The organism is Paenibacillus sp., assembly GCF_031177825.1.
Lineage (GTDB): Bacteria > Bacillota > Bacilli > Paenibacillales > YIM-B00363 > Paenibacillus_AE.
Map to the genome: position 1 here is coordinate 418,742 of NZ_JAPSKE010000001.1, position 26,397 is coordinate 445,138.

The 26,397-nt window shown below is 59.8% G+C and carries 28 protein-coding genes, 1 tRNA gene and 1 rRNA gene; 3 read left to right on the forward strand and 27 right to left on the reverse strand.

From position 1 onward, the window contains the following. Positions 1–27 precede the first annotated feature (27 nt). The 8 genes from RIN49_RS01915 to RIN49_RS01950 all read right to left on the reverse strand — a co-directional run bounded on the left by RIN49_RS01915 (position 28) and on the right by RIN49_RS01950 (position 8,514). Positions 28–1,302: a ribonuclease H-like domain-containing protein gene (locus RIN49_RS01915; protein ID WP_309118467.1), complete on the reverse strand. Its 1,275-nt coding sequence runs from the start codon at positions 1,300–1,302 to the stop codon at positions 28–30. Continuing rightward, a complete protein-coding gene (locus tag RIN49_RS01920) occupies positions 1,299–3,590 on the reverse strand; it encodes a DEAD/DEAH box helicase (protein ID WP_309118468.1) in 2,292 nt (763 codons plus the stop codon). Before RIN49_RS01920 ends, RIN49_RS01915 begins: the two co-directional genes overlap by 4 nt. A gap of 308 nt (positions 3,591–3,898) precedes the next feature. Further along, positions 3,899–4,111: a hypothetical protein gene (locus RIN49_RS01925; RefSeq protein ID WP_309118469.1), complete on the reverse strand. Its 213-nt coding sequence runs from the start codon at positions 4,109–4,111 to the stop codon at positions 3,899–3,901. A 123-nt stretch (positions 4,112–4,234) separates the two neighbouring features. After that, complete coding sequence (locus tag RIN49_RS01930; protein ID WP_309118470.1) at positions 4,235–4,642, reverse strand: stalk domain-containing protein; 408 nt, start codon at positions 4,640–4,642, stop codon at positions 4,235–4,237. A gap of 81 nt (positions 4,643–4,723) precedes the next feature. Next, entirely contained in the window at positions 4,724–5,812 is a 1,089-nt protein-coding gene (locus RIN49_RS01935; RefSeq protein WP_309118471.1) for a sensor histidine kinase, read from the reverse strand. Beyond that, complete coding sequence (locus RIN49_RS01940; RefSeq protein ID WP_309118472.1) at positions 5,809–7,068, reverse strand: molybdopterin-dependent oxidoreductase; 1,260 nt, start codon at positions 7,066–7,068, stop codon at positions 5,809–5,811. Before RIN49_RS01940 ends, RIN49_RS01935 begins: the two co-directional genes overlap by 4 nt. Beyond that, the gene (locus RIN49_RS01945; RefSeq protein ID WP_309118505.1) at positions 7,052–7,771 is read right to left on the reverse strand and encodes a response regulator transcription factor; all 720 of its coding nucleotides are present in this window, start codon (positions 7,769–7,771) and stop codon (positions 7,052–7,054) included. The genes RIN49_RS01940 and RIN49_RS01945 overlap by 17 nt, the downstream gene beginning before the upstream one ends. An 89-nt stretch (positions 7,772–7,860) precedes the next feature. Beyond that, positions 7,861–8,514 (reverse strand): prepilin peptidase, encoded by a 654-nt coding sequence (locus RIN49_RS01950; protein ID WP_309118473.1) that lies wholly within the window; start codon positions 8,512–8,514, stop codon positions 7,861–7,863. Between the two features lie 220 nt (positions 8,515–8,734). Here RIN49_RS01950 and RIN49_RS01955 point away from each other — a divergent pair, with 220 nt between their 5' ends. Beyond that, positions 8,735–9,049 (forward strand): heavy metal-binding domain-containing protein, encoded by a 315-nt coding sequence (locus RIN49_RS01955; RefSeq protein ID WP_309118474.1) that lies wholly within the window; start codon positions 8,735–8,737, stop codon positions 9,047–9,049. An 89-nt stretch (positions 9,050–9,138) separates the two neighbouring features. Here RIN49_RS01955 and rnz read toward each other — a convergent pair whose 3' ends face one another. Next, positions 9,139–10,068: a ribonuclease Z gene (gene rnz / locus RIN49_RS01960; protein WP_309118475.1), complete on the reverse strand. Its 930-nt coding sequence runs from the start codon at positions 10,066–10,068 to the stop codon at positions 9,139–9,141. A gap of 1 nt (position 10,069) precedes the next feature. After that, positions 10,070–13,450 carry a methionine synthase gene (gene metH / locus RIN49_RS01965; protein WP_375295199.1) on the reverse strand — a complete coding sequence of 1,127 codons (3,381 nt, stop codon included), beginning with the start codon at positions 13,448–13,450 and terminating at the stop codon, positions 10,070–10,072. Between the two features lie 235 nt (positions 13,451–13,685). Here metH and RIN49_RS01970 point away from each other — a divergent pair, with 235 nt between their 5' ends. Beyond that, positions 13,686–14,228 (forward strand): 1,2-dihydroxy-3-keto-5-methylthiopentene dioxygenase, encoded by a 543-nt coding sequence (locus RIN49_RS01970; protein WP_309118477.1) that lies wholly within the window; start codon positions 13,686–13,688, stop codon positions 14,226–14,228. 34 nt (positions 14,229–14,262) lie between these two features. On the opposite strand, the gene RIN49_RS01975 is transcribed toward RIN49_RS01970, so the two are convergent. The 5 genes from RIN49_RS01975 to RIN49_RS01995 all read right to left on the reverse strand — a co-directional run bounded on the left by RIN49_RS01975 (position 14,263) and on the right by RIN49_RS01995 (position 16,819). Continuing rightward, positions 14,263–14,727 carry an Hsp20/alpha crystallin family protein gene (locus RIN49_RS01975; RefSeq protein ID WP_309118478.1) on the reverse strand — a complete coding sequence of 155 codons (465 nt, stop codon included), beginning with the start codon at positions 14,725–14,727 and terminating at the stop codon, positions 14,263–14,265. Between the two features lie 114 nt (positions 14,728–14,841). Then, positions 14,842–15,627, reverse strand: a complete 786-nt coding sequence (locus RIN49_RS01980) for an HAD family hydrolase (RefSeq protein WP_309118479.1) — start codon at positions 15,625–15,627, stop codon at positions 14,842–14,844. Then, positions 15,624–16,148, reverse strand: a complete 525-nt coding sequence (locus RIN49_RS01985) for a hypothetical protein (protein ID WP_309118480.1) — start codon at positions 16,146–16,148, stop codon at positions 15,624–15,626. The genes RIN49_RS01980 and RIN49_RS01985 overlap by 4 nt, the downstream gene beginning before the upstream one ends. A gap of 5 nt (positions 16,149–16,153) precedes the next feature. After that, positions 16,154–16,339, reverse strand: coding sequence for a DUF896 domain-containing protein (locus RIN49_RS01990; protein ID WP_375295196.1), 186 nt, complete (start codon positions 16,337–16,339; stop codon positions 16,154–16,156). A 114-nt stretch (positions 16,340–16,453) separates the two neighbouring features. Continuing rightward, positions 16,454–16,819: a LysM peptidoglycan-binding domain-containing protein gene (locus RIN49_RS01995; RefSeq protein WP_309118481.1), complete on the reverse strand. Its 366-nt coding sequence runs from the start codon at positions 16,817–16,819 to the stop codon at positions 16,454–16,456. Between the two features lie 351 nt (positions 16,820–17,170). Between RIN49_RS01995 and lexA the strand changes: the two genes are divergently transcribed. Then, the gene (gene lexA, locus RIN49_RS02000; protein ID WP_309118482.1) at positions 17,171–17,791 is read left to right on the forward strand and encodes a transcriptional repressor LexA; all 621 of its coding nucleotides are present in this window, start codon (positions 17,171–17,173) and stop codon (positions 17,789–17,791) included. A gap of 257 nt (positions 17,792–18,048) precedes the next feature. On the opposite strand, the gene glnA is transcribed toward lexA, so the two are convergent. The 12 genes from glnA to RIN49_RS02060 form a co-directional block, all read right to left on the reverse strand. Further along, positions 18,049–19,377 (reverse strand): type I glutamate--ammonia ligase, encoded by a 1,329-nt coding sequence (glnA, locus tag RIN49_RS02005; RefSeq protein WP_309118483.1) that lies wholly within the window; start codon positions 19,375–19,377, stop codon positions 18,049–18,051. Positions 19,378–19,457: 80 nt separating this feature from the next. Further along, on the reverse strand, positions 19,458–19,868 hold the full coding sequence (locus tag RIN49_RS02010) for a MerR family transcriptional regulator (protein WP_138196277.1): 411 nt from the start codon (positions 19,866–19,868) through the stop codon (positions 19,458–19,460). A gap of 97 nt (positions 19,869–19,965) precedes the next feature. Beyond that, a complete protein-coding gene (locus tag RIN49_RS02015; RefSeq protein ID WP_309118507.1) occupies positions 19,966–21,216 on the reverse strand; it encodes a methionine gamma-lyase family protein in 1,251 nt (416 codons plus the stop codon). Between the two features lie 39 nt (positions 21,217–21,255). Continuing rightward, positions 21,256–22,536: a GTPase HflX gene (gene hflX / locus RIN49_RS02020; protein WP_309118484.1), complete on the reverse strand. Its 1,281-nt coding sequence runs from the start codon at positions 22,534–22,536 to the stop codon at positions 21,256–21,258. 134 nt (positions 22,537–22,670) lie between these two features. Further along, positions 22,671–23,318 carry an HD domain-containing protein gene (locus RIN49_RS02025; protein WP_309118485.1) on the reverse strand — a complete coding sequence of 216 codons (648 nt, stop codon included), beginning with the start codon at positions 23,316–23,318 and terminating at the stop codon, positions 22,671–22,673. Positions 23,319–23,498: 180 nt separating this feature from the next. Beyond that, positions 23,499–23,705, reverse strand: a complete 207-nt coding sequence (locus RIN49_RS02030; protein WP_309118508.1) for a response regulator — start codon at positions 23,703–23,705, stop codon at positions 23,499–23,501. Continuing rightward, entirely contained in the window at positions 23,630–23,962 is a 333-nt protein-coding gene (locus tag RIN49_RS02035; protein ID WP_309118510.1) for a hypothetical protein, read from the reverse strand. Before RIN49_RS02035 ends, RIN49_RS02030 begins: the two co-directional genes overlap by 76 nt. Next, positions 23,926–24,108 (reverse strand): Hpt domain-containing protein, encoded by a 183-nt coding sequence (locus RIN49_RS02040; protein WP_309118486.1) that lies wholly within the window; start codon positions 24,106–24,108, stop codon positions 23,926–23,928. The genes RIN49_RS02035 and RIN49_RS02040 overlap by 37 nt, the downstream gene beginning before the upstream one ends. A gap of 68 nt (positions 24,109–24,176) precedes the next feature. Further along, a complete protein-coding gene (locus RIN49_RS02045) occupies positions 24,177–24,878 on the reverse strand; it encodes a response regulator transcription factor (RefSeq protein ID WP_309118487.1) in 702 nt (233 codons plus the stop codon). 107 nt (positions 24,879–24,985) lie between these two features. After that, entirely contained in the window at positions 24,986–25,963 is a 978-nt protein-coding gene (locus RIN49_RS02050; protein ID WP_309118488.1) for a Gfo/Idh/MocA family protein, read from the reverse strand. Between the two features lie 112 nt (positions 25,964–26,075). Continuing rightward, positions 26,076–26,147 (reverse strand) — tRNA-Gly (locus RIN49_RS02055). 125 nt (positions 26,148–26,272) lie between these two features. Next, a 23S ribosomal RNA gene (locus RIN49_RS02060) occupies positions 26,273–26,397 on the reverse strand; the annotation flags it as partial.

Consider the following 26,397-nt stretch of genomic DNA (forward strand, 5'->3'; position numbering starts at 1 on the left):
GCCCGTGCCGGACGATCGCTTCCTCTATCAAAACAACGCGCCGCGCTTGCGGGCCAGGCGCTCCTTGCGCTTCCGCAGCTCGGCCAGCTGCTCCCGCAGTTTACCGTCGTCGCCGGCGCGCGAGAGCGACAATCGTCGCTCCGCCGTCCGCATCGCCTCGTCCGTCCAATAGAGCGCCGCGTCGGCGTCCTTCAAGCGATGCTCGTACGCGATCGCGAGCTCGACGTACGGGTCGAGCGCCGACCAGAGACGCCCGCCTTCCGCGACCGCCCGCCATAGGCGAATCGCGTCCTCCCAGCGCTTGCGCCGCTTATAGAACGCCGCCGCCTCGTGCCAATGCGGCGCCGCCTCCTCCGCCGGGCGTCCGGCAAGCGCATCGATCGCGCCGCACGCTTCCGATTCGAAGCTTAGACGCTCGTACCAGAGGCCGAGACGCAGCAGCTCCGCGGCGGACAACCCGTCGAGCGGGACGCCGCCGTCCCGAAGCAGCGTGCCGAAGTGAATCGCCAGCGTCAACAGCGTCACGATATCCGTCTCGTTATGCCGAACGACGCCTTCGAGCACGGAGCAGTCGCGTTCGGCGAGGTATTGGAAATACAACGCCGGCGCCATCGAGCCCGGAACGTCGTCCTCGCGGAACACGCCCAGCTTCGCTTCCTCGACCGCGCCGAGCCGCACCGACGGCATCGTCGTCCGCCACAGACTCCGGGACGGGTACAGGAAGTCGAAATGCGCCGGATCCTTCGGCACGGCCAGCCGCTGCAGAACGTACCGGTTTTTCACGAGCGGCCAGTCGAACGTCCGACCGTTATAAGTGACTAGGTGGGTGAATGCGGGCAGCTTCTCGGACAGCATCGCGAGCATCGCCGCCTCCTCGCCCGGATGGCGGATCAACCATTGCCGCACCGTAAATCCGTCCGACGTCCACCAACCGATGCCGATCAGGAACGGCACGTTGCCCGCGCCTTGACCGAGCCCCGTCGTCTCCGTATCGAGAAACAGCAGCTTCTCCGGCTCGACGACCCGCCCCGCCGGATCGAGCCGGGTCAGGGCGGCGCCGGCGGAGGCGAACTCGCTCACGGCGAAACGGCCGTGCCGATGCGACGCCCCATATCGCACGTCGCGGGTCAAACAGACGCCGCCCGGACCGGACCGCAGCGCGAAGCCGAGCTTCGCCCAGTCGGCGGCTTCGGGCTCCTGCGACGCCGCTCCCGGTTCGGCCGAGGCCGACTCCTCGGCCGGCTTCGATCGCTCGCCGCTCCCCGTCAGCCGGCCGAGCCGTTCGCGCAGCCGCCCGCTCATACGTCCGCCGCCAGCCGGTCGACAAGCTCGAGCGCGAGCGACTTGCCGAGCAGGCCGACCTCCTCGATCGGCCCGACGCACGCCGGACAGCCGCTTAAACAAGAGCAGCCGGAGATGATGCGCCGCGCCTCGGCGAGCAGCTCCCGATGCGACTCGTACAGCCGCTCGCTTAAGCCTACGCCGCCGGGATAGCGGTCGTAGAAGAAGATCGTCGGCAGCTTCGACTGCACCGCCTTCACCTGCGGCACGACGCGAATGTCGAACGGGTCGCACATCAAATACAGCGGCGCGATGTGAATCATGACGTTCGCGAGCCCGAGCAGCGCGTACTGCAGGTCGTTCGCCGACCGGAAGCCGCCGAGCTCGTCGGCGAGCGTAATCCAATACGAGCTCGTATGCAGTTCCTCTTCCGGCAGATGGATCGGTCCGGCGCCGATATTTTCGTGGGTGCGGAGCTTAATCTTCTTAAAGATCGTCGCCCGCGCGTTCACCGTCACTTCGCCGTAATTCGTCGTATGCCCCGCGCCGCCGGAACGCTCCCGGTCCGCATGCAAAATCTTCAGATCGACCGCGAGATTCGCGTCCGTGAAATAGTCGACGTCGACCTCGCGCACGTATGCCTTCTTCTCCTCGTAATCGAGCTTCTCGACCTGGAACTGCACGCCTTCGTGAATATAGATCGCTTCCTCGTGCACGAGCGTCTGGGCGCTGAACCGGTCGACCTCCCCGATCACCTTGTGTTCCGGCTTCGTCATATCGACGATGATGATGTTCTCCTGCGCCGCCGTCCGCAGCGAGATGTTGTTCGCGGGGAAGTTCTGCTCCATCCAATAATACTTGCCCCCGTTCTGATGCAGCACCCTCTCCTCGACCAGAAACTCGAGCAGATCCTCAAGCCGCTCCTCGCCGAACGTATCCCCTTGTTGAAAAGGCAGCTCGTACGCCGCGCACTTGACGTGATCGAGCAAAATAAGCAAATTATCCGGATGAATGCGCGCCTGCTCGGGCGATCGCTCGAAGAAGAAATCCGGATTCTGGATAACGTACTGGTCGAGCGGATTGCTGCTCGCCACTAAGAACGTGACCGCCGTCTCGTGGCGCCTCCCGGCCCGGCCGGATTGCTGCCACGTGCTCGCGATCGTGCCGGGGAAGCCGTTCAACACGCAAGCCTGCAGCTGTCCGATATCGATGCCGAGCTCGAGCGCGTTCGTCGAGACGACGCCGCGGATGTCGCCGCTGCGCAGCCCCCGCTCGATCTCGCGGCGCTGCTTCGGCAAATAGCCGCCCCGGTAGCCGCGGATCGACATCGTGCCGAGCTCGTGCTTCACAAGGTCCTGCAGGTATGTAAGCAGCAGCTCGACCCGCACGCGGCTGCGCGCGAACACGATCGTCTGGATGCCCTGCTTCAGCAGCAGCGCCGCGAGCCGCTGCGATTCGAGCACGCTCGACTTTCGGATGCCGAGCTGCCGGTTGACGACGGGGGGATTGTAAAACACGAAATGCTTCTCCCCCGCCGGCGCGCCGTTGTCGTCGACGAGCGCGACCGATTCGCCGATGAGCCGCTCCGCGTGTTCCTTCGGATTCGCGATCGTCGCCGAAGCGCAGATGAACTGCGGGTTCGAGCCGTAGAACTTGCAGATGCGCTTCAATCGGCGGATGACGTTCGCCACATGGCTGCCGAACACGCCCCGGTACGAATGCACCTCGTCGATGACGATAAACTTAACGTTCTCGAACAGCTTCACCCACTTCGTGTGATGCGGCAGGATCGCGCTGTGCAGCATGTCCGGGTTCGTCACGACGATGTGGCCCGCGTTGCGAATGGCGGTCCGCACCGTCGGCGGCGTATCCCCGTCGTACGTATGCGCCTTGATCTCGACGCCCATCCGCTCGACCGTCTCCTGCAGCTCGGCGACCTGGTCCTGCGCGAGCGCCTTCGTCGGGAACAAGTAGAGCGCCCGCGAGCTGTCGTCCTCGAGCAGCTGCTGCATGACAGGCAAATTGTACGTCATCGTCTTGCCGGAGGCGGTCGGCGTCACCGTGACGACGTGGCGGCCCGCCGCGATTTCGCGGAAGGCGGACGCCTGGTGCGTATAAAGCTTCGTGATGCCCTTCGCCTCGAGCGCGGCGCGAATTTCCGGGCGGAGCTCCGTCGGGAAATCGGAGAATTTCGCTTCGCGCGGGGGAATGGTGCGCCATTCGGTCACGTTTTCCATAATTTCTTTCTTCGATCGTATAAGTTCAAGCAGCTCCTCCATAGAGGATACTTTGCCGGTTAATCGGTTCATGCGTTCGTTCTCCTCGCCAGTCGATACATACACCCTATTCTACAGAATATACGTTCGCCTGGGAAGCGGGAAAACAGAAAAAGGCCTTATCGGCCTTCCTTTCGATCCTTCGGGGGCAGCTCCGTTATCATTTTCGCGCCTTGCATGACGATCGGGACGTCGGCGGGCGAACTTCGGCATTCCTCGTTGCGTTCGGTGCGGCGCCTCGTCCCATGAAATTTCCGACTTGTCGAAATTGTTAGAAAACTTGTCGATTCGCGGATGGCTCGTGTCGCTTCCTGCGGTTTCCCGGGAAAAGTTCCCCGACCTTACGCCTGCATATCGGCCGAATCGTCGTAATCGTAGCGAAATCCGTCGTCCTGCGCCATCGTCGTCCGGCTCGCGGATCCGGCTTCGTACGCCCCTTGCAGCTTGCCAAGCACAGTCTGGTACGTAGAAATCTTATGGTAGTCCGCCCCTTGATTGATTGCCTCCCGAAGCGCTTGTTCGATAACGGCCATATCGTATCGATTCAATGACATGCGAATGGGATCCTCCCTAGTTTCGGTATTTATCGTGGGTAGTGTTCCCAAGAATCGAAGAACTATGAAACCAAAGAAAAGCCGAACCGCCGTTAAGGGCGCGGTCGGCTTCCGGTGCGCATTCTACATGGACGGACGCAGAACATCGTCGATGAGTCGGGGGGCGACGTGCGTCACGCCTTCGTCGACCGTGACGTCGTACTTTTCCATCCGGTTCTCGCCGTTCACCGTAATGATCCCGTTGCTCAGCGTCAGCACAACGATCTTGCCCTTCAGGCTCGATTCCATGCCCTGATACGTAAGCGTCACGGTATTCGCCGCAGCATCCCAGTGCACGACATACCCGAGCATCTCGGCGGTCTTTCGAAGCGGAACGCTTCCCATGTCCTTCATCGCCGGCATTTCCGTCATGTCCGCCATGTCCGCCATGTCCTTCATCGTCATGTCCTCCGCCGCGAACGCCCCCGCCGCGGGCAGCGCCATGGCCAACACGGCCGCCGCAGCGAGCTTCCGGTTTCTCCCTCTTTTCATCTTGCATCTTCCTCCTCGATTCGGGATTTGCCTCCGAGGAACACGATACAAGACAAATCTTACCTCGTTCCTACGAAAATCTTACGAAAGACTTACAACTTCGACGCCCGACGGTACGTCCTTCCGCTTCGTCGGCCAAGCGATCCAGAACCGGCTCCCCCCGCCGTCCGCCGACTCGACGCCGGCTTCCCCGTCGTGCAGCTTCGCGATAGACGCCACGATCGCCAGCCCGAGCCCGGCGCCGCCCTGCGCCCGGCTGCGCGACTTATCGGGACGGTAGAACCGTTCGAACAGCCGCTCCCGCCGCTCCGCCGGGACGCCTGGCCCCTGGTCCTCTACCGAAATGCGGACGCCGTCCTCGTCGAGCGCGGCCGCGATGCGAATTTCGCCGCCCTCCGGCGAATACCGGATCGCGTTCGTCAGCAAGTTCGACAGGGCTCGGGTCAGCAGCTCCGGCATCCCCTCGACGGTCGGCATCCGTTCGGCGACCTGGGTCCGCACCTCGATGCGCTTCTCGTCAAGCAGCACGGCGTGCGATTGCAACAGATCGATCAACAGGTCGTCGACGAATAACGTCGCCGGCTCATACTTCAGCGCTCCTGAATCCAACCTGGACAACTGAAACAAGTCGTCGATCATCCCCCCGAGCCGGCTCGTCTCCAGCCGAATCGTCTCCAGGTACCGCCGGAACGTCGCTTCATCCTGGATGACGTCGTCTTGCAACGCTTCGACGAACGATTGGATCGACGCCAGCGGCGTGCGCAGATCGTGCGATACGTTGGCGACTAACTCTCTCCGCGACTGTTCCGCACGCCGTACCTGCTCGAAGCTGTCCGACAACGCTTCGGCCATGTCGTTCATCGCGCCGGCCAGCTCTCGAAATTCCGCCGGTCCGAGCAGAGGCGCCCGAGCATGGAAGCGACCCGCCGCCAGCTCCTTGGATTGCTTCGACAACGCGGCTAACGACGTATGGATCGGACGGGTCAACGCCGCGTGCAACAACAGCGAGACGACGCCCGCCGCCAGCGCGAATCCCGTCAGCAGCAGCGTCGTCTCGAACGACAAGAGCATCTTCATATAAGCGAAGAGAAGGCAAGCGAGCAGCAATAATATGCTCGCCCCTCCGGCGATCCACAAATACCCTCTCAGCTTCATTCCCGAACGTTTCATGTTCGCTCCGCCCCCGGAACCCACGCGTCCACATCGTATCCGCGCTCTTCCCAATAGCCGATGTGGTCGCGGTCGATCAGCTCGATCGATTGCAGCCATTTGACCGACTTATAGGCGTACATCCGCGGCACGATCAACCGAACCGGTCCCCCTAGGTCCTCCGGAATGGGGCGGCCGTCGATCAGCGCCGCGACCATGACGTCGGCCATCTCCGCTTGCGTAAGCGTCAGCGCATCCGTATATACGCCGTCCCCCGAGTAGAACTTCACGGATTTGGCCGTCGGCCGAACGCCGGCCAGCGCGAGGAGCTCCTTCAGCGGGATGCCCTCCCACGTCGCATGATACACCGACCATCCGGTTACGCAATGAAAGTCGCTCACCTGCACCTTCCTCGCGAGCTTCGCGAACGCCTCCCAATCCCATGAGAGCGAACGGTCCACGAGCCCGTTCACCGAGAACGTCCACGCGGACGGATCGAACTTCGGGATCGGCGTCACGGTATAGATCCGGAAGCTGCCCTCCGCTCCTCCGCCGATCGGCGGATTCGAATCCGGGGCCGGCGTCAGCAGCTGCTGTCCGCCCGGCGGCGACTCGACCGCCACCGCGGCGATCTCGTCCACGGTAACGCCTCCCCGGTCGTCTAGACGCTTCCACAGCCGATATGCCGCAGGCCCGAGGACGACCGCGGCCGCCGCCGCGATTCCCGCCTTCAGCAGGCGCCTGCGCGATCCGTCGTACCGGCTGTAGCTGCGCTCCGCTTCGGCGTCGGCTTCCCTCGCCGCATCCCGGGCGGCCGATCGGCGTTCGCGCACCCAACGGCTGCGCGTCGCCGAATGGAAGATCGCGTAAGGAACGCCGACCCAAGTCAACAGACCGTGCGCCAGCAGCGCGGCCGAGGTCCACGCCGGCGGAACCGATCGTTCGAGCCAAAGCACGATGCCGGAGACGCTCCATCCGACGAGCAGAATCAACACGATCGCCAGATTGCTTGCCTGCGGAAGCTTCGTCCGCAGCTGGGCCGCATGCTTTTTAAGGAACGGCGCGTAGAGGAGAAGCAGCGCGATCGAGGCGACGCCGGCCCAAATATGGCCTTGCTTCAACGCTACCCGGATCGGCGCCGTCGCGCCGCGCAGAGACGGCAAGTACAGCACGATGCCGGAGACGGCCAACAGGGCGACCAGCCAGGCGTTCCAAACGTGGATGCGCCGAAGCTTCATTCCCATTTTCGACGTGTAGCGTTCAATTCGCTCTCTCATTCGTTCCGTCTCCCCCCTCGAATTTATAACCGATGCCCCATACGGTCTTAATAAACCGAGGCTGCGAGGCGTTCCGTTCGATCTTCTCCCGGAGGCGGCGAATATGTACCGTCACCGTCGTCGTATCGCCGAAGAAGTCGGAGTCCCACACCTTATTGAGCAGGTGGTTGCGGGAAAACACTTGTCCGGGGTGACTCGCAAGCAGCCATAGCAGCTCGAATTCTTTCAAAGTCAACTCCGCGTCGTTTCCGTAGACCTTCACCTTCCTGGCGACCAGATCGATCTCGAGTCCTTCGAACCGAAGGCGCGCCCCTTCCTTCGGCCCGGCGCTCGCGGCGTTCCGCTCGGCTTGCCGGAGACGCCGGAGGACGTTCTTGATCCGCAGCACGAGCTCGCGCGGACTGAACGGCTTCGTGACGAAATCGTCCGCCCCCATCGTTAGCCCCGTTAATCGATCGATCTCCTCCCCCCGCGCCGTCAATAGGATGATCGGCACGTCCTCGCGGTCCCGAATCTCCCTGCACACCTGCCATCCGTCCTTGCGCGGCATCATAATATCCAGCACGATCAGATCGGGGGCGTGCGACTCCCATTGTCGAATCGCGTCTTCCCCGTCCTCGGCCGTTAATACCGTGAATCCTTCGCGGGATAAATATTTTTCGCAGACGTCCAGAATGTTGCGTTCGTCATCCGCAAGCAATATTTTATACAGCGCGCTCGCCTCCCCGCTCGTGTCGGCCCGTATCCGTTCATAGCATACAATCCAACCCTTATCTCCCGCTTACGTAAAGATTACAAAAGTATTAAGCGCATCCACGATTCGCCGTTCGACATCGCTGCGATAGCGCCCCCGGCGATGAAAGGCCCGAAGGGGATCGGCCCGGTCCGTCGCCCGGTTCGTCGACCGTTCAGCAAACCCGCGACGCCGAAGGCCGCCCCCGCGAAGCTCGCCAGGAGCAACGACAACAGCGTGTCCTGCAGACCGCAGACGAGCCCCACGAAGAGATATAGTTTCACGTCGCCGCCGCCGATACCGCCTTTGCTAAGCGCGGACAATGCATACAGGAGCCCGAAGCCGACGGCGGCTCCGGCGGCGTAGTGCCATAGCGGCAGAGGATGCCAGAGGACGCGGAACAGCATCGCGACGCCCGCGGCAGGCAGGACGATCGCGTTCGGAATGAGCATGGCGCGAAGATCCGTAATCGTAACGGCGACCAGTACGAAGACGAGCAATACGGCCGCGATCCATTCGGCGTCGCCGAAGCCGTACCGCCAACCGGCCCACCCGCACGCCCCCGAAGCGGCCGCCGCGGCAGGCCAGCGCCGCCGCGATCGGGCCGCGACCGGCGCCTTGCGACGGATCGATCGAGCCGCCCATGCTTCCGCCGCCAAGCCTAAGGGCACGCCGGCGAACGCCAATGCGGCGGCGAACCAAAACTCTTGCATCTCCCTCCGACACCTCCTTGAAAACAAACAAGGCAACTCGCATGGAGTCACCTTGGGAATCGTCTCGTTGTGTATTGTCAGTATACGGGTTTCGCGGGCGGAAATCCACGGTTGAATTGATTCATGGGGTTGATCTTTTTTCTGGTAAAGAAATGAAACGCCGTTCGACGGGGAACCGTATTATCCATCAAGCGGTTCAACCTGAAGGAGGATCCTTTCTATGATCATTACGACGACGAATACGATCGAAGGCAAGCGCATTACCGATTATCTCGGCATCGTGAACGGCGAAGCGATTATGGGCGCGAACATCGTGCGCGACTTGTTCGCTTCCATCACCGACATCGTCGGCGGCCGTTCCGGCGCATACGAGCAGAAGCTGAAGGAAGCCCGGGAGATCGCGATCCAAGAGATGCAGCAATACGCGCGAAGCGTCGGCGCCAACGCGGTCGTCGGCATCGACATCGATTACGAGGTCGTGCGGGAAGGCATGCTGATGGTGACGGTGAGCGGCACGGCGGTACGGACGGAGTAAGGTTTCGACGCAGCATATCGAATACGGAAAAAGACGAACCCTCGCTAGGAAGGAGCTCCTTCCTAGCGAGGGTTCGCCTATTGACGCTGCTATTCCGCTCGTCTCGGGATCGCATATGACCAAAAGTCCTCCGCCACGTGGGAGCGAGGGAAAATCGCCCGCGCTTCCTCGAGCAGCCTGTGCACCGCTTCGTCTTGGTAGCGCGACGACAGATGCGTCAGGATCAGCGCCCCGACGCCGGCTTCGGCGGCCAAAGCCGCGGCTTGCGTCGCGGTCGTGTGGTAATACTTGTGGGCGTTGTCCGCCTTCTCGTGCATATACGTCGCCTCGTGTACGAGCACGTCCGCCCCGCGCGCGAGCTCGAGCTCGCTCCCGCAAGGCCGCGTGTCGCCGAAGACGGCGACCGTGCGTCCCTTCAGCGCCGGCCCGAGATACGCGCCGCCGTCGATCGTGCGGCCGTCGGGCATCGTCACCGTCTCGCCGCGCTTCAGGCGCGCATAGTCCGGGCCGGGACGGAACCCCTCCGCCGCCAGCCTCGCGCTGTCGAGCGCGCCCGGCGTGTCCCGTTCCGCGACCCGGAAGCCGTACGAATCGATCCGATGCTCGAGCTTGGCCGCCGTCACGCGGAACTGCTCGTCCTCGAACACGACGCCCTCCTCGAATTCTCGGATCCGAACCTCGTAATCGAGATGCGCGCCGCTCACCTCGAACGCCGTCTCGACGAACCGCCGCACGCCCGGAGGCCCGAACACGGTGAGCGGCTCGTCCCCGCCTTGGTACGATCGGCTCGTCATCAGCCCCGGCAAACCGTACAGATGATCGCCATGCAGATGCGTTATAAAAATAAATTCCAGCTTCCCCGGCTTGATCGGGGAGCGCAGCATCTGGTGCTGCGTGCCCTCCCCCGCGTCGAACAGCCATACCGTGCCGCGTTCCGGCATCAGATTCAGGGCGACCGACGTGACGTTCCGCCCCCGCGTCGGCATGCCCGCCCCCGTGCCAAGAAAATACAATTCCACGTTACTCCGCCTTATCTACGTTAAAGTATCGGGCTTCCGGATGCGCGAAGACGATCGCCGACACGGACGCTTCCGGCTCCATCATGAAGCTGTCCGTCAGCTCGACGCCGATATCGCCCGGCTGCAGCAGCTCGAACAACGGCGCTTGATCTTCCAGGTTCGGACAGGCAGGATACCCGAAGGAGAACCGCTGTCCGCGGTACTTCGCGCCGAACAGCCCTTGTATCGTTAGGTTCGCCGGATCCGGAATTCCCCATACGTCGCGCATCATCTGGTGCACGCGTTCCGCGAACGCCTCGGCCGTCTCGAGCGCGACCGCCTGCACGGCGTGCGAAAGCAAGTATTCGCCGCGCTCCTTATACGACTCGGCTCTGGCGCGGATGCCGGCGCCCGCCGTCACGACGAGGAAGCCGACGTAGTCCATCTCGCCGCTCTCCACGGATTTCAGGTAGTCCGCAAGGCATAAATACGGCTCGACGTCCTGTCGAGGGAACGTGAACGTCTGCAGGACGCGGGACGTATCGTCCGGATCGTATACGATGACGTCGTCCCCTCGCGATTGCGCCGGGAAGAACCGGTACACCGCGTTCGCCTTCAGCGTGCCGTTCTTGATGCCGTCTTCGAACAGCTCGTCGACGACGCTCTTCAACTGGGTCGCCTTCGGATCGCGCGCCTCGAGCAGCGACGCGACCTTGCCCTTCAGACCCAGATGGTGACCGAGCAACATCTGCATGTTGACGTACGGCAGCAGATGCGAAACCGGATAGTCGCGAAGCACGTGACGGTCGGTATCCTTCGGCACCTGAACCGGGACGTCGCGGGAGACGTTCGACACCTTCGGACCCGTGTCGACCGCCTTTTCCTTCCGGCCCGATTCCTTCACGTCCGACTCCTTCGCCTCGCGCAGCTCTTGTACGAGACGCTCCCGCTCCTCCGAATTCATGATCCGGTTCGCGAGATCGAGCCCGTCCATCGCGTCCTTCGCGTACAGCACCAGACCCTCGTACTCCGGCGCGATGCGCGTCTTCGTGAACTTCCGCGACAGCGCGGCGCCGCCGACGAGAATCGGCACGTCGACGCCGGCCGACTTCAGATCCTGCGCAGTCGTCACCATCTGCTGCGCGGACTTCACGAGCAGGCCGGACAGTCCGATCGCGTCCGGCTTATCGCGACGGTACGCCTCGATCAGCTGCTCCGGCGGCACCTTGATGCCGAGATTAATAATGCGGTAACCGTTGTTCGTCAGGATGATCTCGACGAGGTTTTTCCCGATATCGTGTACGTCGCCCTTCACCGTCGCGAGCATGATCGTGCCCTTGACGCTCGACTCCGACTTCTCCATGTAAGGCTCGAGATGGGAGACGGCGGCTTTCATCGCTTCGGCACTCTGCAGCACCTCCGCGACGATCAGCTCGTTGGCGTTGAACAGCCGGCCGACCTCGTCCATGCCCGCCATAAGCGGACCATTGATGATTTCCAGCGGCGCGTATTTCGTCAGCGCTTCGTCGAGGTCCGGAATCAGCCCTTCCTTCGTGCCTTCAACGATATAGGACGACAATCGCTCCTCGAGCGACAGATTGCTCGTCTTCTCCTTCTTCTCGACCTTCTTCTCGCGGAAAAACTCCACGAACGCCGCAAGCGTCTCGTCGCTCGTATGGAAAATCAGATCTTCCGCGAGCTTGCGCTCCTCCTCCGGAATCGACGCATAACGCTCGAGCTTCTCCGTATTGACGATCGCGTAGCCGAGCCCCGCCTTCGTATTATGATACAGGAAGACGGAGTTCAGCACCTCGCGCCCCGCCGGCGGCAAGCCGAACGACACGTTGCTGATGCCGAGAATCGTCGAGCATTCCGGGAACTCCTCGGAGATCAGCCGAATGCCTTCGACCGTAGCCGCCGCCGAACCGACGTACTGCGGGTCGCCGGAGCCGACCGGGAACACGTTCGGGTCGAAGATGATATCCCGCGGATTTACGCCGTAGCGCGTCGTCAAAATATCGTACGACCGGCGCGCCACGCGCAGCTTATCCTCCGGCCATACCGCCATGCCCTTCTCGTCGATAAGACCGACGACGACGGCTGCGCCGTATTTATGAATGAGCGGCACGACGCGGTCGAACCGTTCCATGCCGTCCTCCATGTTGATGGAGTTAATAATCGCCTTGCCCTGCGAATATTTCAGGCCGACCTCGAGTACCTCATGGTTCGTCGAGTCGAGCATGAGCGGCACCTTGACCTTCTTCGTCACGAGCTGCAGGAATTCGGCCATGGCCTTCTTCTCGTCCAGCTCCGTGTCCTCGAGGTTCACGTCGACGATATGCGCCCCGCTCTTCACTTGCGCGCGCGCGATCTCGGACGCCTCTTCATACTTTCCTTCGAAAATCAGACGTTTGAACTTCCGCGAACCGATCACGTTCGTCCGTTCGCCTACCATCAGCGGCTTGTTATCCGCTTCTAAGTACACCGTCTCGATGCCGGAGACGGCCGGAGGATGCTGTCCGTCGCGCGGACGCGGCGCGTACGCCGCCAGATGTTCGGCGATCGCACGAATATGGTCCGGCGTCGTGCCGCAGCAGCCGCCCGCGACGTTCAGCCAGCCCTGCTCCGCGAAGCCGGCGAGCTTCTTCGCGAGCGACTCCGGCGACTCGTGGTAGTTCCCGTTCTCGTCCGGCAGGCCTGCGTTCGGATAGCAGGATACCGCCGCGTCCGTCAGCGACGACAGCGTGCGAATATGATCCTTCATGAACTCCGGACCCGTCGCGCAGTTCAGACCGACGGAAATCGGCTTCACGTGCTCGAGCGAGACGAGGAACGATTCGATCGGCTGCCCCGCCAGCGTCGTGCCCATCGGCTCGATCGTACCGGACAGCATGATCGGCAGCTCCTTCCCCGCCGTCTCGAACGCCTTGCGAATGCCGATGCAGCCCGCCTTCACGTTCAGCGTGTCTTGGCTCGTCTCGAGCAGCAGCGCGTCGACGCCGCCTTCGATGAGCGCCAGCGCCTGCTCGTAATACGACTCCACGAGGCCCTCGAACGTCACGCCCCCCGTCACCGACAGCGTCTTCGTCGTCGGTCCCATCGCCCCCGCGACGAATCGCGGCCATTCCGGCGTAGAGTACTTGTCCGCCGCTTCTTTCGCGAGACGAGCCGCGGCCAAGTTCAGCTCCCGCGCCCGGTGCGGAATGTCGTATTCCGCCAAGACGACGCTCGTCGAACCGAAGCTGTTCGTCTCTACCAAATCCGCTCCAGCGGCGAAGTACGCTTCATGAATGCCGCGGATGAGGTCCGGACGCGTTACGCAGAGCAGCTCGTTGCACCCTTCGAACTCGTCTCCGCCGAAGTCGTCCGCCGTTACGTCCGCCTGTTGAATCATCGTTCCCATAGCGCCGTCTATGATTAAGATCTTCTTTTCCAATTGTTGTTCTAATATCGTCTTCGTCACAGCCAGACCCCACTCCCCTTGCCGATTTAACATAGTGTAGCAAATTACTCGGATTTGGAAAAGTTATTTGACAAAACCGATGACAGAGAGGTTAAAATATTCTATAATACGATTCATCGCTTCACTCTTTAGAATCATTATAAATAACAACTCCAATAAGAAAAGAGGGATTCGGATGGCGGAAATTCGCATTCGAAACACGGAAGAACGCATCACGGGCGAAGAGAACGTCCGCGCGTTCCTGAGCAGCCAAGAAGTATTGTACGAGCATTGGAACCCCGCTAAACTGCCGGCGCATCTTCAAGATAAATTCGTGCTGAGCGACGAGGAGAAAGCGGAAATCTTGTCGACGTTCGACGAGGAAATTCGCGATCTCGCGGCCCGCCGCGGCTACCGCACATGGGACATCGTCGCATTGTCCGACGCGACGCCGAACCTGGAGGAGCTGCTCAAGAAGTTCGAGAACGTCCACACGCACACGGAAGACGAAGTGCGCGCGATTACGGCGGGCAAGGGCATCTTCATTATCAAAGGCACGGACGACGTCGGCTACTTCGACGTCGAGCTCGAGGCCGGCGACGTCATCTCGGTGCCGGAGCATAAACCGCACTTCTTCACGTTGATGGAGAATCGCCAGATCGTCGCCGTTCGCTTGTTCATCGAGACGGAAGGCTGGATCGCCCACCCGTTCGCGGATCCCGCATTCCAGAAAGCATAATATCGCTGCGAAAAAGGAACAATCCCCTTCCCGCTTATCGGCCGGAAGGGGATTTTTTCGCGCTGCAGCGCACGCGTCGCGTCGGCTTCACAGCCGTCTTCTTGCGGAGCCGAATTTCCACGACGCCGTTCGCATATCCGGCGCGCGGCTTCTTCGGCACGACCGCCGCCGGCAGCTCGATCGTCTCGTCCAGCTTCCCCGGAATGCCGGTCAGCGTCAGCGCTCGATCGTCCAAGCGAAGCCGGGGCAGCTTGTCTACGCCGTCCGACGGCAGCGTCACCCGGACGATGACCGACTTGAACGTCTCGAAGCATTCCCACGTGTACCCCGAGGCGCGGTGCCGTTCCAAGTACGCCAGCGCCTCCCCCATGAGCCGGTCCCACTCGTATTCGTTCCTTGCCGACGGCGTATTCCGCACCGACTGAATTTTGCGCCGGATCATGCCTTCGAACGACTTCCACCCGTTCCGGAACCGCCGATCTTTCCATACGTCGTTCATGCCGAGCGAACCTCCTCCGCTTTCGCCTAGTGGTTCTTACAGCGTATGCCGGGCGGAGGCGTTCGGTTCATAAGAAAGGCCGCGGATATGCGCTCCGCGGCACCGATAAGAACGTTATCGAATAATGGCAAGGATGTCTCGCAATCTCGCGACCGTATGCTTCGGCGCCGTATGTTCGCCGATCGAAGCGCCGTGATGGTTGATCCAAATATTGTCCATCCCGACGCGGCTCGAACCGAGAATATCCGTCGTCAGCTTGTCGCCGACCATGATCGCGTCCTCCGGTTCGACCTCTAGCAGCGACAGCGCATGGCGGAAGATGCCCGGATCCGGCTTCCCTCGGCCGAAATCGCCGGAGATGACGATATGATCGAAGTAGGGGGCCAATTCGGGGACGCCGGCGAGCTTCTCCTTCTGCAGGTCCGGCGAGCCGTTCGTCAGCAGCAGCAGCTTCGCGTTCCCGCGGAGCTCGTCCAACACCTCGTACGTCTCTTCGTAGAGGTAAGCGAGACTTCGGCGAATCGCCGGGAACCGTTCGCCCAACCGGGCGCCGAGCTCCGGATCGTCGACGCCTAACGCAAGCAAGCCGCGCGTCCACGCGTCGGCGCGATATTTCGGCATGAGCCGTTCCATCGTCCGGAACTCCGAAGCCTCGCCTTCGCGGAAGTTGCCCCACAGCCCTTCGAACGGGTTGATGCCGATCATCTGCGTGAACGGGAACGTCTCGTAGCCCTCGTACAGCGCGCGGGCCTCCTTCCGCACGGACAACTCGAGCGCCTTCGGGTCTACGCCGACCGCTTCCGCCGCCTCGCGGCACGTCGCGTCGAACGCCTCTTGCACCGATCGGTCGTCCCATAACAACGTATCGTCCAAATCGAAAAGTACGGCCTTCTTCTTCATGCTCCTACGGTCTCCTTCTCCGCTCCGTTCAGCGGAATGTGGTGAGCGGCCGCGAATTGCGTCAGCGCCTCGTTGATTCGTTTCATCGGATACAAATGATAAGCTTTGGAGAACGAGCGCTTCGTCTTCCCGTCCTTCAGCATCACGGTCGAGCGATGGTCGCCGATGTGAATCGATGCGATGTCCTGCGCCGCGACGGACCGGTCCCCGGCATACGTTCTCCAGCCGAGCTCGTTCTTCCCGACCTTAAGGTACGGCCGCCGCACGAAGAAGTGAAACAACGCCAGAAGCAAATACAGCCCGACGGTGATCTGATACAACGTGTCTCCGGCGTTCGCTTGCGGCATCGTGAACGCGAAGAGAATGCCGGCGGAAGCCAACACCAACGGGAACACCCAGCTTCTCCCCTTGATTCGCTCTTGGCCGTCTTTCGCGCCGATCGGCGCCTGCCCTTTTTTCAATCGGTCTTGATTCATCCGTTTGGAGTTTTTCTCCACCATGCGTTCCCATTTTCGGGACATACGTCTCAGTCCTTCTTCTCTTCGTCGTCTACGAATTCGATCGAATCCAGCTGCTGCCGGAGCGAGGCCTTCAAGTTGTCGATATATTGTTTGCGCAACTCGGCTTGTTCCAGTTTCTCCTCCGCCGTCAGTCCGACGGATTTCTGCTTTCTCGCCAGCTCGTTAATGCGTTGCACGCGTGCGGATATCATGATGACCTACTCCTTTCTTCAATTACTTAAACATAGGAGGAAGAGGCAAGTCAAGGCGCAAAACGAACAACGCCGCCTGCCGAATATCCGGCGGGCGGCGTTCCGATTTTCGTATTAAGGGAGTCTCAACACTTGTCCCACTTGAAGGCTGGCGGAATCCAGATCGTTCGCTTCGATAATGCTCTGCACGTACGACTTCACGGAAACGTCGTCGGGACCGTACGCCTTCGCGATCTTCCATAGCGTGTCCCCGGGTTCTACGCACAGGATCGAACCTGTATCAAGAACGCTAGCCTCAGCGGCCGATTCGGCAATCGTCGTTACCGCGGCAGCGTTGTCTTCTTGGTTGGCGCTGGCGTGAAGCATGACGCCCGACGTAGCGCTGAATCCGATCAACGCGAGAAACATCATCAACCGTACGAAAAACTTCTTCCTTGCTTGTTGCTTGCCGTTCCGCTGTCTGTATGTGTTCGTTCTCATCGATATCGTCCTCCAAACGTTTGTTCCGAAACATTTGTTCTGATATCAAAATAACACGAACACTCGTTTGTGTCAACGGAAACTAAGAACTTTTGTTCTCCTTTTTTTTCGTGTCGCCTTTCCGATTCCTCTCCGTACCTAACCTTTAGATGAAGCGCTTCGTTACTTCGTCAACGCGGCGCTCTACCAGCGGTCGATCGTCGTCTTCCGTTCCTTCCCCCTCCTCCGCCGAACGAACGACATTCCGAAGTCTTAGCTCCTTCGCGAAGCGATTCGAACTTATGTTTGTACGAACTCCGGTTCTGTGTTATACTTCTCGTAATTAATTACCATTCCTTGGAGTGATCGAACTTGACGAAGCTGTCGAACCGGCAACAAGCAATTCTCGAATTCATTAGAAGCGAAGTTCGCGAGAAGGGTTACCCGCCTTCCGTACGGGAGATCGGCGAAGCCGTCGGCCTCGCGTCCAGTTCCACCGTTCACGGCCATCTCGACCGACTCGAGAAGAAGGGCTTCATTCGCAGAGACCCGACGAAGCCTCGCGCGATCGAGCTGCTCGGCGACGAAGACGAACGTCAGATGGTTCGCCTCGCGGTATCCCGCGTGCCGCTCGTCGGCAAGGTGACCGCCGGCCTGCCGATTACCGCCGTCGAGAACGTCGAAGAATATTTCCCTCTTCCGTCGCACATGGTTCGCGACGATGAAGTGTTCATGCTCTCCGTCGTCGGCGAAAGCATGATCGACGTCGGCATCTTCGACGGCGACTACGTGATCGTGCGTCAACAGCAGACGGCTTCCAACGGCGACATCGTCGTAGCGATGACCGAAGACGACGAAGCTACCGTCAAGACGTTCTACAAGGAGCGAGACCATATTCGCCTCCAACCGGAGAATCCGACGATGGAGCCGCTTCGCTACAATCACGTGACCGTTCTCGGCAAGGTCATCGGCATCTTCCGCGAGCTACACTAAGACCAAGAACCCGGCGCAGCATGCGCCGGGTTCTTTCTTTCTTTCAGGCCCCCTAGAAGCCTAGTGGCATATTGGCGGCTCACCGCCTGCAATCTGCAGTTATTTCCTCCTCGGCATCCCCCGAACTTCGCATAACCTGCGAAAATACATCTATTGTTCGCTTCCGAAGGGGCAGTACCGCCCGAACCTGCATATCTACATTTCGACCCAAACACAAAAAGACCGACCGCGATCGTTCGCGGTCGGTTTCGTCAAACTTAATACAAAGTCAAGTACTGATCCCGCTCCCACTGATGCACCTGGGTGCGGTACATATCCCACTCGATCTCCTTCAACTCCACGAAGTGCGCAAGCGCGTGATCGCCGAGCGCGTCGCACACGACTTCGTCGCCGAGCAGCTCGTCGAGCGCCTCCTTCAGGTTTTCCGGCAGGCTCGGAATGCCCGCGGATTCCCGTTCGTCTTCGCTCATGACGTAGATGTTCCGATCGACCGGCGCAGGCAGCGACAGCTTGTTGCGAATGCCGTCGAGACCGGACGCCAACATGACCGCCATCGCCAGATACGGGTTCGCCGCCGGATCCGGGTTGCGCACCTCGACCCGCGTGCTGAGACCGCGCGACGCCGGAATGCGGATCATCGGGGAGCGGTTGCTCGCCGACCAAGCCACGTACACCGGCGCTTCGTATCCCGGAACGAGTCGCTTATACGAGTTGACGGTCGGATTCGTGATCGCCGCGAAGCCTCGCGCGTGACGCAATACGCCGGCCATGTAGTGGCGAGCCGTAGCGCTGAGGCCCAAGCGGTCGCTCTCGTCGTAGAACGCGTTCGTGTCCCCCTGGAACAACGACTGGTGGCAGTGCATGCCCGATCCATTCATCCCGAACAGCGGCTTCGGCATGAACGAGGCGTGCAAGTTGTACTTGCGCGCGATCGTCTTGACGACGAGCTTGAACGTCTGGATTTGGTCGGCCGCATGAACCGCGTCGGAATATTTGAAGTCGATTTCGTGTTGCCCCGGAGCGACTTCATGGTGGGACGCTTCGATTTCGAAGCCCATCTTCTCGAGCACCAGGACGATTTCGCGGCGGCAGTTCTCGCCGAGATCCGTAGGCGCGAGGTCGAAGTATCCGCCCTGGTCGTTCGTCTCGAGCGTCGGATTGCCCTTCTCGTCCGTCTTGAACAAGAAAAACTCCGGCTCCGGACCGACGTTCATCGCCGTATATCCGAGCTCCTGGGCGTCGCGAAGCGCGCGCTTCAGAATACCGCGCGGGTCGCCCGCGAACGGCGTGCCGTCCGGCATGTAAATATCGCAAATGAGACGGGCGACGCGATCTTCCGTCACCCAAGGGAAGATGACCCATGTGTCCAAGTCCGGGTACAAGTACATATCGGATTCTTCGATCCGCACGTATCCTTCGATGGAGGAACCGTCGAACATCATCTTGTTATCGAGCGCCTTCTCCAGCTGGCTGACCGGAATTTCCACGTTTTTGATAACGCCCAGCAAGTCCGTGAATTGCAAACGGATGAAGCGCACGTTCTCTTCTTTCGCGATCCGCATAATATCGTCTTTCGTGTAACCCAAAGCGATCTCTCCCATCAAATATAATTCGCCAACTGATTTGCATCGTCAAAAGAAAAACGTCTTTCGACGTCTTCTTCCCTCTATGGATTGAAAAACCGCGACAGCTCGCCTTGGATGAGCGACACCTGCCCTCTTCGGTTTCCGCCGAGCAGCTGCTGCTTGAGCATCTTATGAAGCTGCTTGTCGGTCAGCTCGCGCCGCTTGACCTCCGTATGCTCGTTGAGCACCGTCGCGTCGTCCGACTCCTTGTTGACCGGGGACAGCACCTGCTTGATTCCCGCGATATTGACGCCCTTCTCGATAAGAGACTTGATCTCCAACAAACGTTCCACATCGTTAAAAGAAAACAGGCGCTGGTTCCCTGAAGTTCTTGCCGGCATAATGAGTTCATGCTGTTCGTAATAACGGATTTGTCTCGCCGTCAAATCGGTCAGCTTCATAACGATTCCGATGGGAAACAATGCCATATTTCGGCGAATTTCATCACCCATTATACATCAACCTTCCAGTGTTTATAAGTGCTACTGTACATTTTAAACGAAATGACGGATAGTTGTCAATCAATGTTAGGTTATATGTTATAAAAATTTACAAGATTCTTTCTTCCATCATTCGTTGTACAGCGGAAACGACACCTATTTTCACATGAGAGAAGGTCAACCCGCCTTGCATGTACGCCGTGTAAGGTTCGCGAATCGGCGCGTCCGCGCTTAATTCCAGGCTGCCGCCTTGGATAAACGTGCCCGCGGCCATGATGACCGGATGCTCGTAGCCCGGCATATCCCACGGCTCCGGGACGACGTGGGCGTCTACCGCGGAGGCCCGCTGCACGCTTTGCACGAAGGCGATCAGCTGCGACGCCTTGTCGAACCGCACCGCTTGGATGATGTCCGAACGCGGATCGTCCCGCTTCGGGTTCGTGACGAAGCCCAGCGCTTCGAACAGCGCCGCCGCGAACACGGCGCCCTTAAGCGCCTGACCGACCGCGTGAGGCGCGAGAAACAGCCCTTGGTATATCGCCCGCGTCGTGCCGAGCATCGAACCGACCTCCGCGCCGATGCCCGGCGCCGTCAACCGGTAGGCCGCCAATTCGACGAGACGCTTCCGTCCTACGATATATCCGCCCGTCGGCGCAAGACCGCCCCCCGGGTTCTTGATCAAAGAACCTGCCATCAGATCGACCCCGACCTCGGTCGGCTCCCGCTCTTCCGTAAACTCTCCGTAACAATTATCGAGGAAAGCGATCACGTTCGGGTTCATCGCTTTGACGCGGCGCGTCATCTCCCCGAGCTCATCCACCGTGAAGGAAGCCCGCCACTCGTATCCTCTAGAACGCTGCATCGCGACGACCTTCACGGAAGGGGACCACGCCGCCTCCACCGCATCCCAGTCGACGCGCCCGTCCGCCCCGAGCGGCACGATCGTGCAGCGAACGCCCCAATCGCGGAGACTGCCCGTCCCGTCCCCTTCCGCGCCGATGACCTTATGCAGCGTGTCGTACGGCGATCCTGTAATGAACAGAAGCTCGTCTCCGGGACGAAGAACGCCGAACAACGCGGTTGCGATCGTATGCGTCCCCGTAGCGAAGTGAGGCCGGACCAACCCGGCCTCCGCCCCGAACACCTCCGCGTACACCTCGTCCAACGTCTCCCGCCCGCGGTCGTTATACCCGTAGCCGGTCGAACCGCTGAAGTGAAAATCGCTTACCTTATATTTCTGAAACGCTTGAATCGTCTTCCATTGATTCGCATCGATCAATCGATCGATTTCCCGTAACCTCGGCTCCGCCACCCGTTCCGCCGAAGCGACGGCGTCTTGAAGCCTTGGATGTAACTCCATCATGTACGTTAATCTCCCATCAACATTCCGTAAAAGGACTTATTTTACGATATAAGGCTCCAAACGTGACGCGTACAACGCATAGGCCTTCGATTGCAGCTTGGCCTTCAATACGACCGCCTCGTCCTCCGTCACCGATTCCAGGACGTCGCTGACGCGATAGGCCAGCGCGATCAAGTCGCCGCGCTCGATCGGGAATCGCATCGTCACGATCTCCCCCATCAAGCGACGTTCGAGTACGTCCTTCAACGCCTCGAGTTGATCGTCGTTCATCGCCGAGATCGCGAGCGTATCCTCGCCCGTCGGAATCATCTCCCGCTCGGCCGGCGTACACAAGTCGATCTTGTTGTAAATCATGACCGTCTCTTTGCCTTGCGCGCCGAGCTCCTCCAAGACGCCGTCGACGACCCGGATATGCTCCTCGCGCATCGAAGACGAAGCGTCGACGACATGCAAGATCAGGTCCGCCTCCAACACCTCTTCGAGCGTCGCGCGGAACGCGGCTACGAGATCATGCGGCAGCTGCTGAATGAAACCGACCGTATCCGTCAATACGACTTCGCCGACGGACGGCAGCGGCATGCTGCGGGACGTCGGATCGAGCGTCGCGAACAGCTTGTTTTCCGCGTAGACGTCCGACTTCGTCATCCGATTGAGCAGCGTCGACTTCCCGGCATTCGTATAGCCTACAAGCGCCACTTGGTACACGCCGCTCTTCTTCCGGCGCTCGCGATGCAGCTTCCGGTGCCGCGTCACCTCGTCGAGCTGCCTGCGCAAATCCGTGATCCGGTTCCGGATATGACGGCGATCGGTCTCCAGCTTCGTCTCGCCGGGACCTCTCGTGCCGATGCCTCCTCCGAGTCGAGACAAGTTCTTCCCATGCCCGGACAACCGCGGGAGCAAATAACTAAGCTGCGCCAGCTCGACCTGAAGAATGCCCTCCCTCGTCTTCGCCCGCTGCGCGAAGATATCGAGGATGAGCTGCGTCCGATCGACGATCTTCGCGTCCAGGAATTCTTCCAGATTGCGTACTTGGCCGCCGGAGAGCTCCTGATTGAAGATGACCGTCGTCCCGTTCAATTCCCGGAGCCGATCGCGCACCTCCTCGACCTTCCCCTTACCGATAAACCATTTGCTGTCCGCCTTCTCGCGTTTCTGCACCGCCGTGTCGAGTACCTCGACCCCGGCCGTCTCCGCCAGCCGAACGAGCTCTTCCATCGAATACCGGATAAGATCGTCGGTTTCGTTGCCCGTCACGAGGCTGACGAGAATCGCGCGATCCTCCAGCTCCGTACTCGTCGTCATCGTACTCGCTTTCATCTATGTCAGGGTCCCCTTCCCGAATCCGTACTCCCCCATAACATACCATCTTGCCGAAGCAATTTCCACTTGACAGCCTCCTCCGGAACAAGCGAAAGACCCCCCCGCCGTCCTTCGGCGAAGAGGTCTATAGTTTACCACGCATCGGTTCCGTTCCATTCGGCTTCGAACCGAAGTAGGAACGATTCCATATACCGGTGCCGATCCTCGGCGATCCGCCGGGCCTCGTCCGTATTCATAAGTTCCTTCAACTTCAACAGCTTCTCGTGAAAATGATTGTACGCGCTGCTCTTCCCCGTCCGATATTCCTCCGCCGTCATCGACGTTCGCACCGGCAGCGAAGGATCGTGCATCGGCTGCCCCTTCCAGCCGGAGTAGGCGAACGTACGAGCGATGCCCACGGCGCCGAGCGCATCCAGCCTGTCGGCGTCCTGCACGACCCGCCCCTCGAGCGTCGTCAAGCCGGACCGTCCGCCGCCCTTAAAACCCAGATTCGCGATGATGTCGACGATATGCTCCGCATCCGGTTCGGCGACGGTCCGCTCCGCCAGCCAGCTTCGAATGTCCCGCAAGCAGCTTTCCTCGTCGCCGAACAGCTTCTCGTCCGCCAGATCATGCAGCAGCGCCGCCATCTCGCAGACGAACGCGTTCGCCCCCGTCGCCGCGGCGAGGCGCAGCGCCATGCGGCGTACCCGCTCGATATGCCACCAGTCATGTCCGCTGCTGTCCCCGCCGAGCTTCTCCTTCGCCCAAACTTCCGCTTCCGCCGTAATGTTATTCATCTCAATCGCTCCTTCCTGCAGATCCATTTTTGTTCCGAATCGAACGCATCTCAGCCGCTCCGCGACGAACCGGCTCGCCTTGGCATACCGCATCTTCGCGTACACCAAGTAACCGTACAATCCAAGCAGGATCGCGGCTGCGACGACGCAAAGCGTCTCGACGAAAGAAAGGAGATAGGCTCATCGTTTCTGCAGCAATCTTGCGAACGCGGGCTTCCAGCCCGCCATACCGAACGGTTTCGTCAAGTAGTCGTCGACCCCGGCCTCCAGCGCCTTCGCGACCTCCAAGTCGTCTTCGATGCCGGTAAGTATTAGAATGCTATAGCGATGCTTCTCGTCTCGCCGCCGAATTTGGCGAAGCACTTCCATTCCGTTGAGCCGCGGCATATTCCAATCCAATACGACCAGACAAGGCGCCTCGTTCTTATGCCAGTCGTGGCCAAGAACGCATCTCCATCCTCGTACAGCGAAATATTGACTTCGTTGAAATCGCTGATCAGTCGAGCTTCCATCGTCGCGGCGACGACGCTTCCGCTCGCCGCGTGCAGGAGAGGCGCCAACAACAGCTCCGCTTCCGTTACGGTGAACGTTCGACTCCCGTCTTCGTTCAACAATGCCAACAATTCGCCCGCGATATCCGACACTCGGGCACTCCGACGGTTCCGGCCGTGCCCTTGGCCGTGTGAACGAGCCGATACAGCTCCGCCTCGGAAACCGAAGCGTCCCGCGGAAGCGAATCGCGGATGCGCTGGCCGAATTGTTGAATGAACATCTCGATATACTTACTCATAACGTCTCCCGAACATAAAGACACCCCATTCCCTATCCTCGACTAAAGAATAGAGAACGAGGTGAATATTAGTCTTTATCGCCGGCGAACTTGTAACCGGATCCCCACACTGTCTTAATGTACCGGTTCTGGGTATCGATTTTCGACCTTAGGTTCTTAATATGAACCGTTACCGTGTGAATATCCCCAGAATCCTGCTCGCCCCAGATCGATTCATACACTTCTTCTCTCGAGACGACGCGGCCTTCCTGCTCGGCCAAATACGACAATATCTGGAATTCCTTCGTGGAGAGCTCCACGCGTTCTTGATTCAAGTACACCTCATAGGTATCTTTGTGAATGAGTAAGGCGCCGTTGTCGAAAGACATGACGGCTTCCGTCGACTTCCGTGCCGATCGGGAACGCTGCTCTCTGCGAAGATGCGCCTTCACGCGAGAGACGACTTCTTCGATTTCGAACGGCTTCGTGATGTAATCGTCGGCGCCGACGCTGAGTCCGATCACCTTATCCGCGTTCCGATCGCGGCCGCTAATCAGCACGATCGGCCCTGGATATTGATCTCGGATTCGTTGGCACACCTCGAGACCGTCCATCCCGGGCATCATAATATCGAGGAGAATGAGATCGAATGTATACTCACCGATTAATGTAAGCGCATCGATGCCGTTCCCGGCCGTCATCACAAGGTAGCCTTCGATTTCCAGCGTCTCCGACAGCAGATGTTTAACCGCGCGGTCGTCATCCACCAATAGTATTAATGGCTTGTCCATTGGCAAAGAAAGTCGTCCTTTATGAAATAGTAGGTAACCAAGTATTAGTATATCAATTTATTCCTGCAGCAACCAGTTGCCATAGACCGAAAAATCCCGGTTTTCTCCTATTTTCGATAATAGGTTTCTAGAATCGCATCCATCACGCGATTCGTGCGCAGGGCCGTGCGTCCCGTGCTGGGGCAAGGTCCTCCCGTTCCTCTCAACTCGTCTACGATGCTTTGGATAAGAGGCTGCTGAACATGCATCGGTTGTTCGATCCTCCACTCCTCCGTTCCGGCCGACGTCGTCAATCGAACGGGATCGTTGCGGAACGTGGCATACTCGATCTTCCCGCGAGTGCCGACGATCTCGTTTCGGTCTTCCGCGACTCCCGCCTCGAAGCACCAAGAGCCTACGCCGTGCGCTCCGGATTCGAACACATAGGAAGCCGTTACCGTATCCTCTGCCGCATAACGTCCGCCTTGGTTCGTCGCATGTCCGGAGACGCTCCCGATGGGACCGAGCAAATAATCGAGCAAATCGAGCGAATGACTGGCCAAGTCGGGAAAAAGCCCCCCGCCCCCGATCTCCGGCTGCAGTCTCCAAGATTCTCTTGCGTCCGACGTCGGAGGCGGCGCGAATTGGACCGTCGCCACGGAGCGAACTTCTCCGATCGCCCCTTGTTCGATTAGTTCCTTCACTTTGAGAAAACGGGGCTGCTTCCTCCGATAGTATGCCACGAATAAAGGAACGTTCGCCGCTTCGCACGCTTCGACCATCGTTCTGCATTCCGCTTCGTTCATCGCCATAGGCTTCTCGACATATACCGGTTTGCCGGCGCTGGCGGCTTTCAATACATATTCCATATGGGACGAAGGAGGCGTAGCCACATATACGGCATCGACCTCCGGATCTTCGATCAGCCGGTCCGCGTCGTCGTACCATCTCGGCACGCCGTGCCGTTCGGCGTAATCGCGCGCCAAGTCGCCGTTCCGGCGCATGACTGCGACCAACGCGGAGCCTTCGGCCTTCTGCAGCGCGGGGCCGCTCTTGACCTCCGTTACGTTCCCGCAGCCGATGATGCCCCACCTGACGAAATCCATGATTTGGTTCCCTCCGTTCTTATCGCTCGGCTCATTGTAACAGAGGCTCGTCCTCCAAACAACAAAAAAACCTTGAATGTCTCCATTCAAGGTTTCGATTATTTCGGATTGAAGCGGACGATGGGATTCGAACCCACGACCCTCGCCTTGGCAAGGCGATGCTCTACCACTGAGCCACGTCCGCATACGGTGCGGTTGCTCCCTGAAAACTGGATGCGAAACGATGATACATGTCCGAAGCATGTTTTGGGGTCCCCGCAAAGTAATCGGAATACGCTACAGCGCCTCGCTTCACTTTGTGGGGTACATTTGGATAAGTCCTCGACCGATTAGTATTCGTCAGCTGCACGCATTGCTGCGCTTCCACCCCGAACCTATCAACCACGTCGTCTACATGGGGTCTTCAAGCAGGGAAATCTCATCTTGAGGGGGGC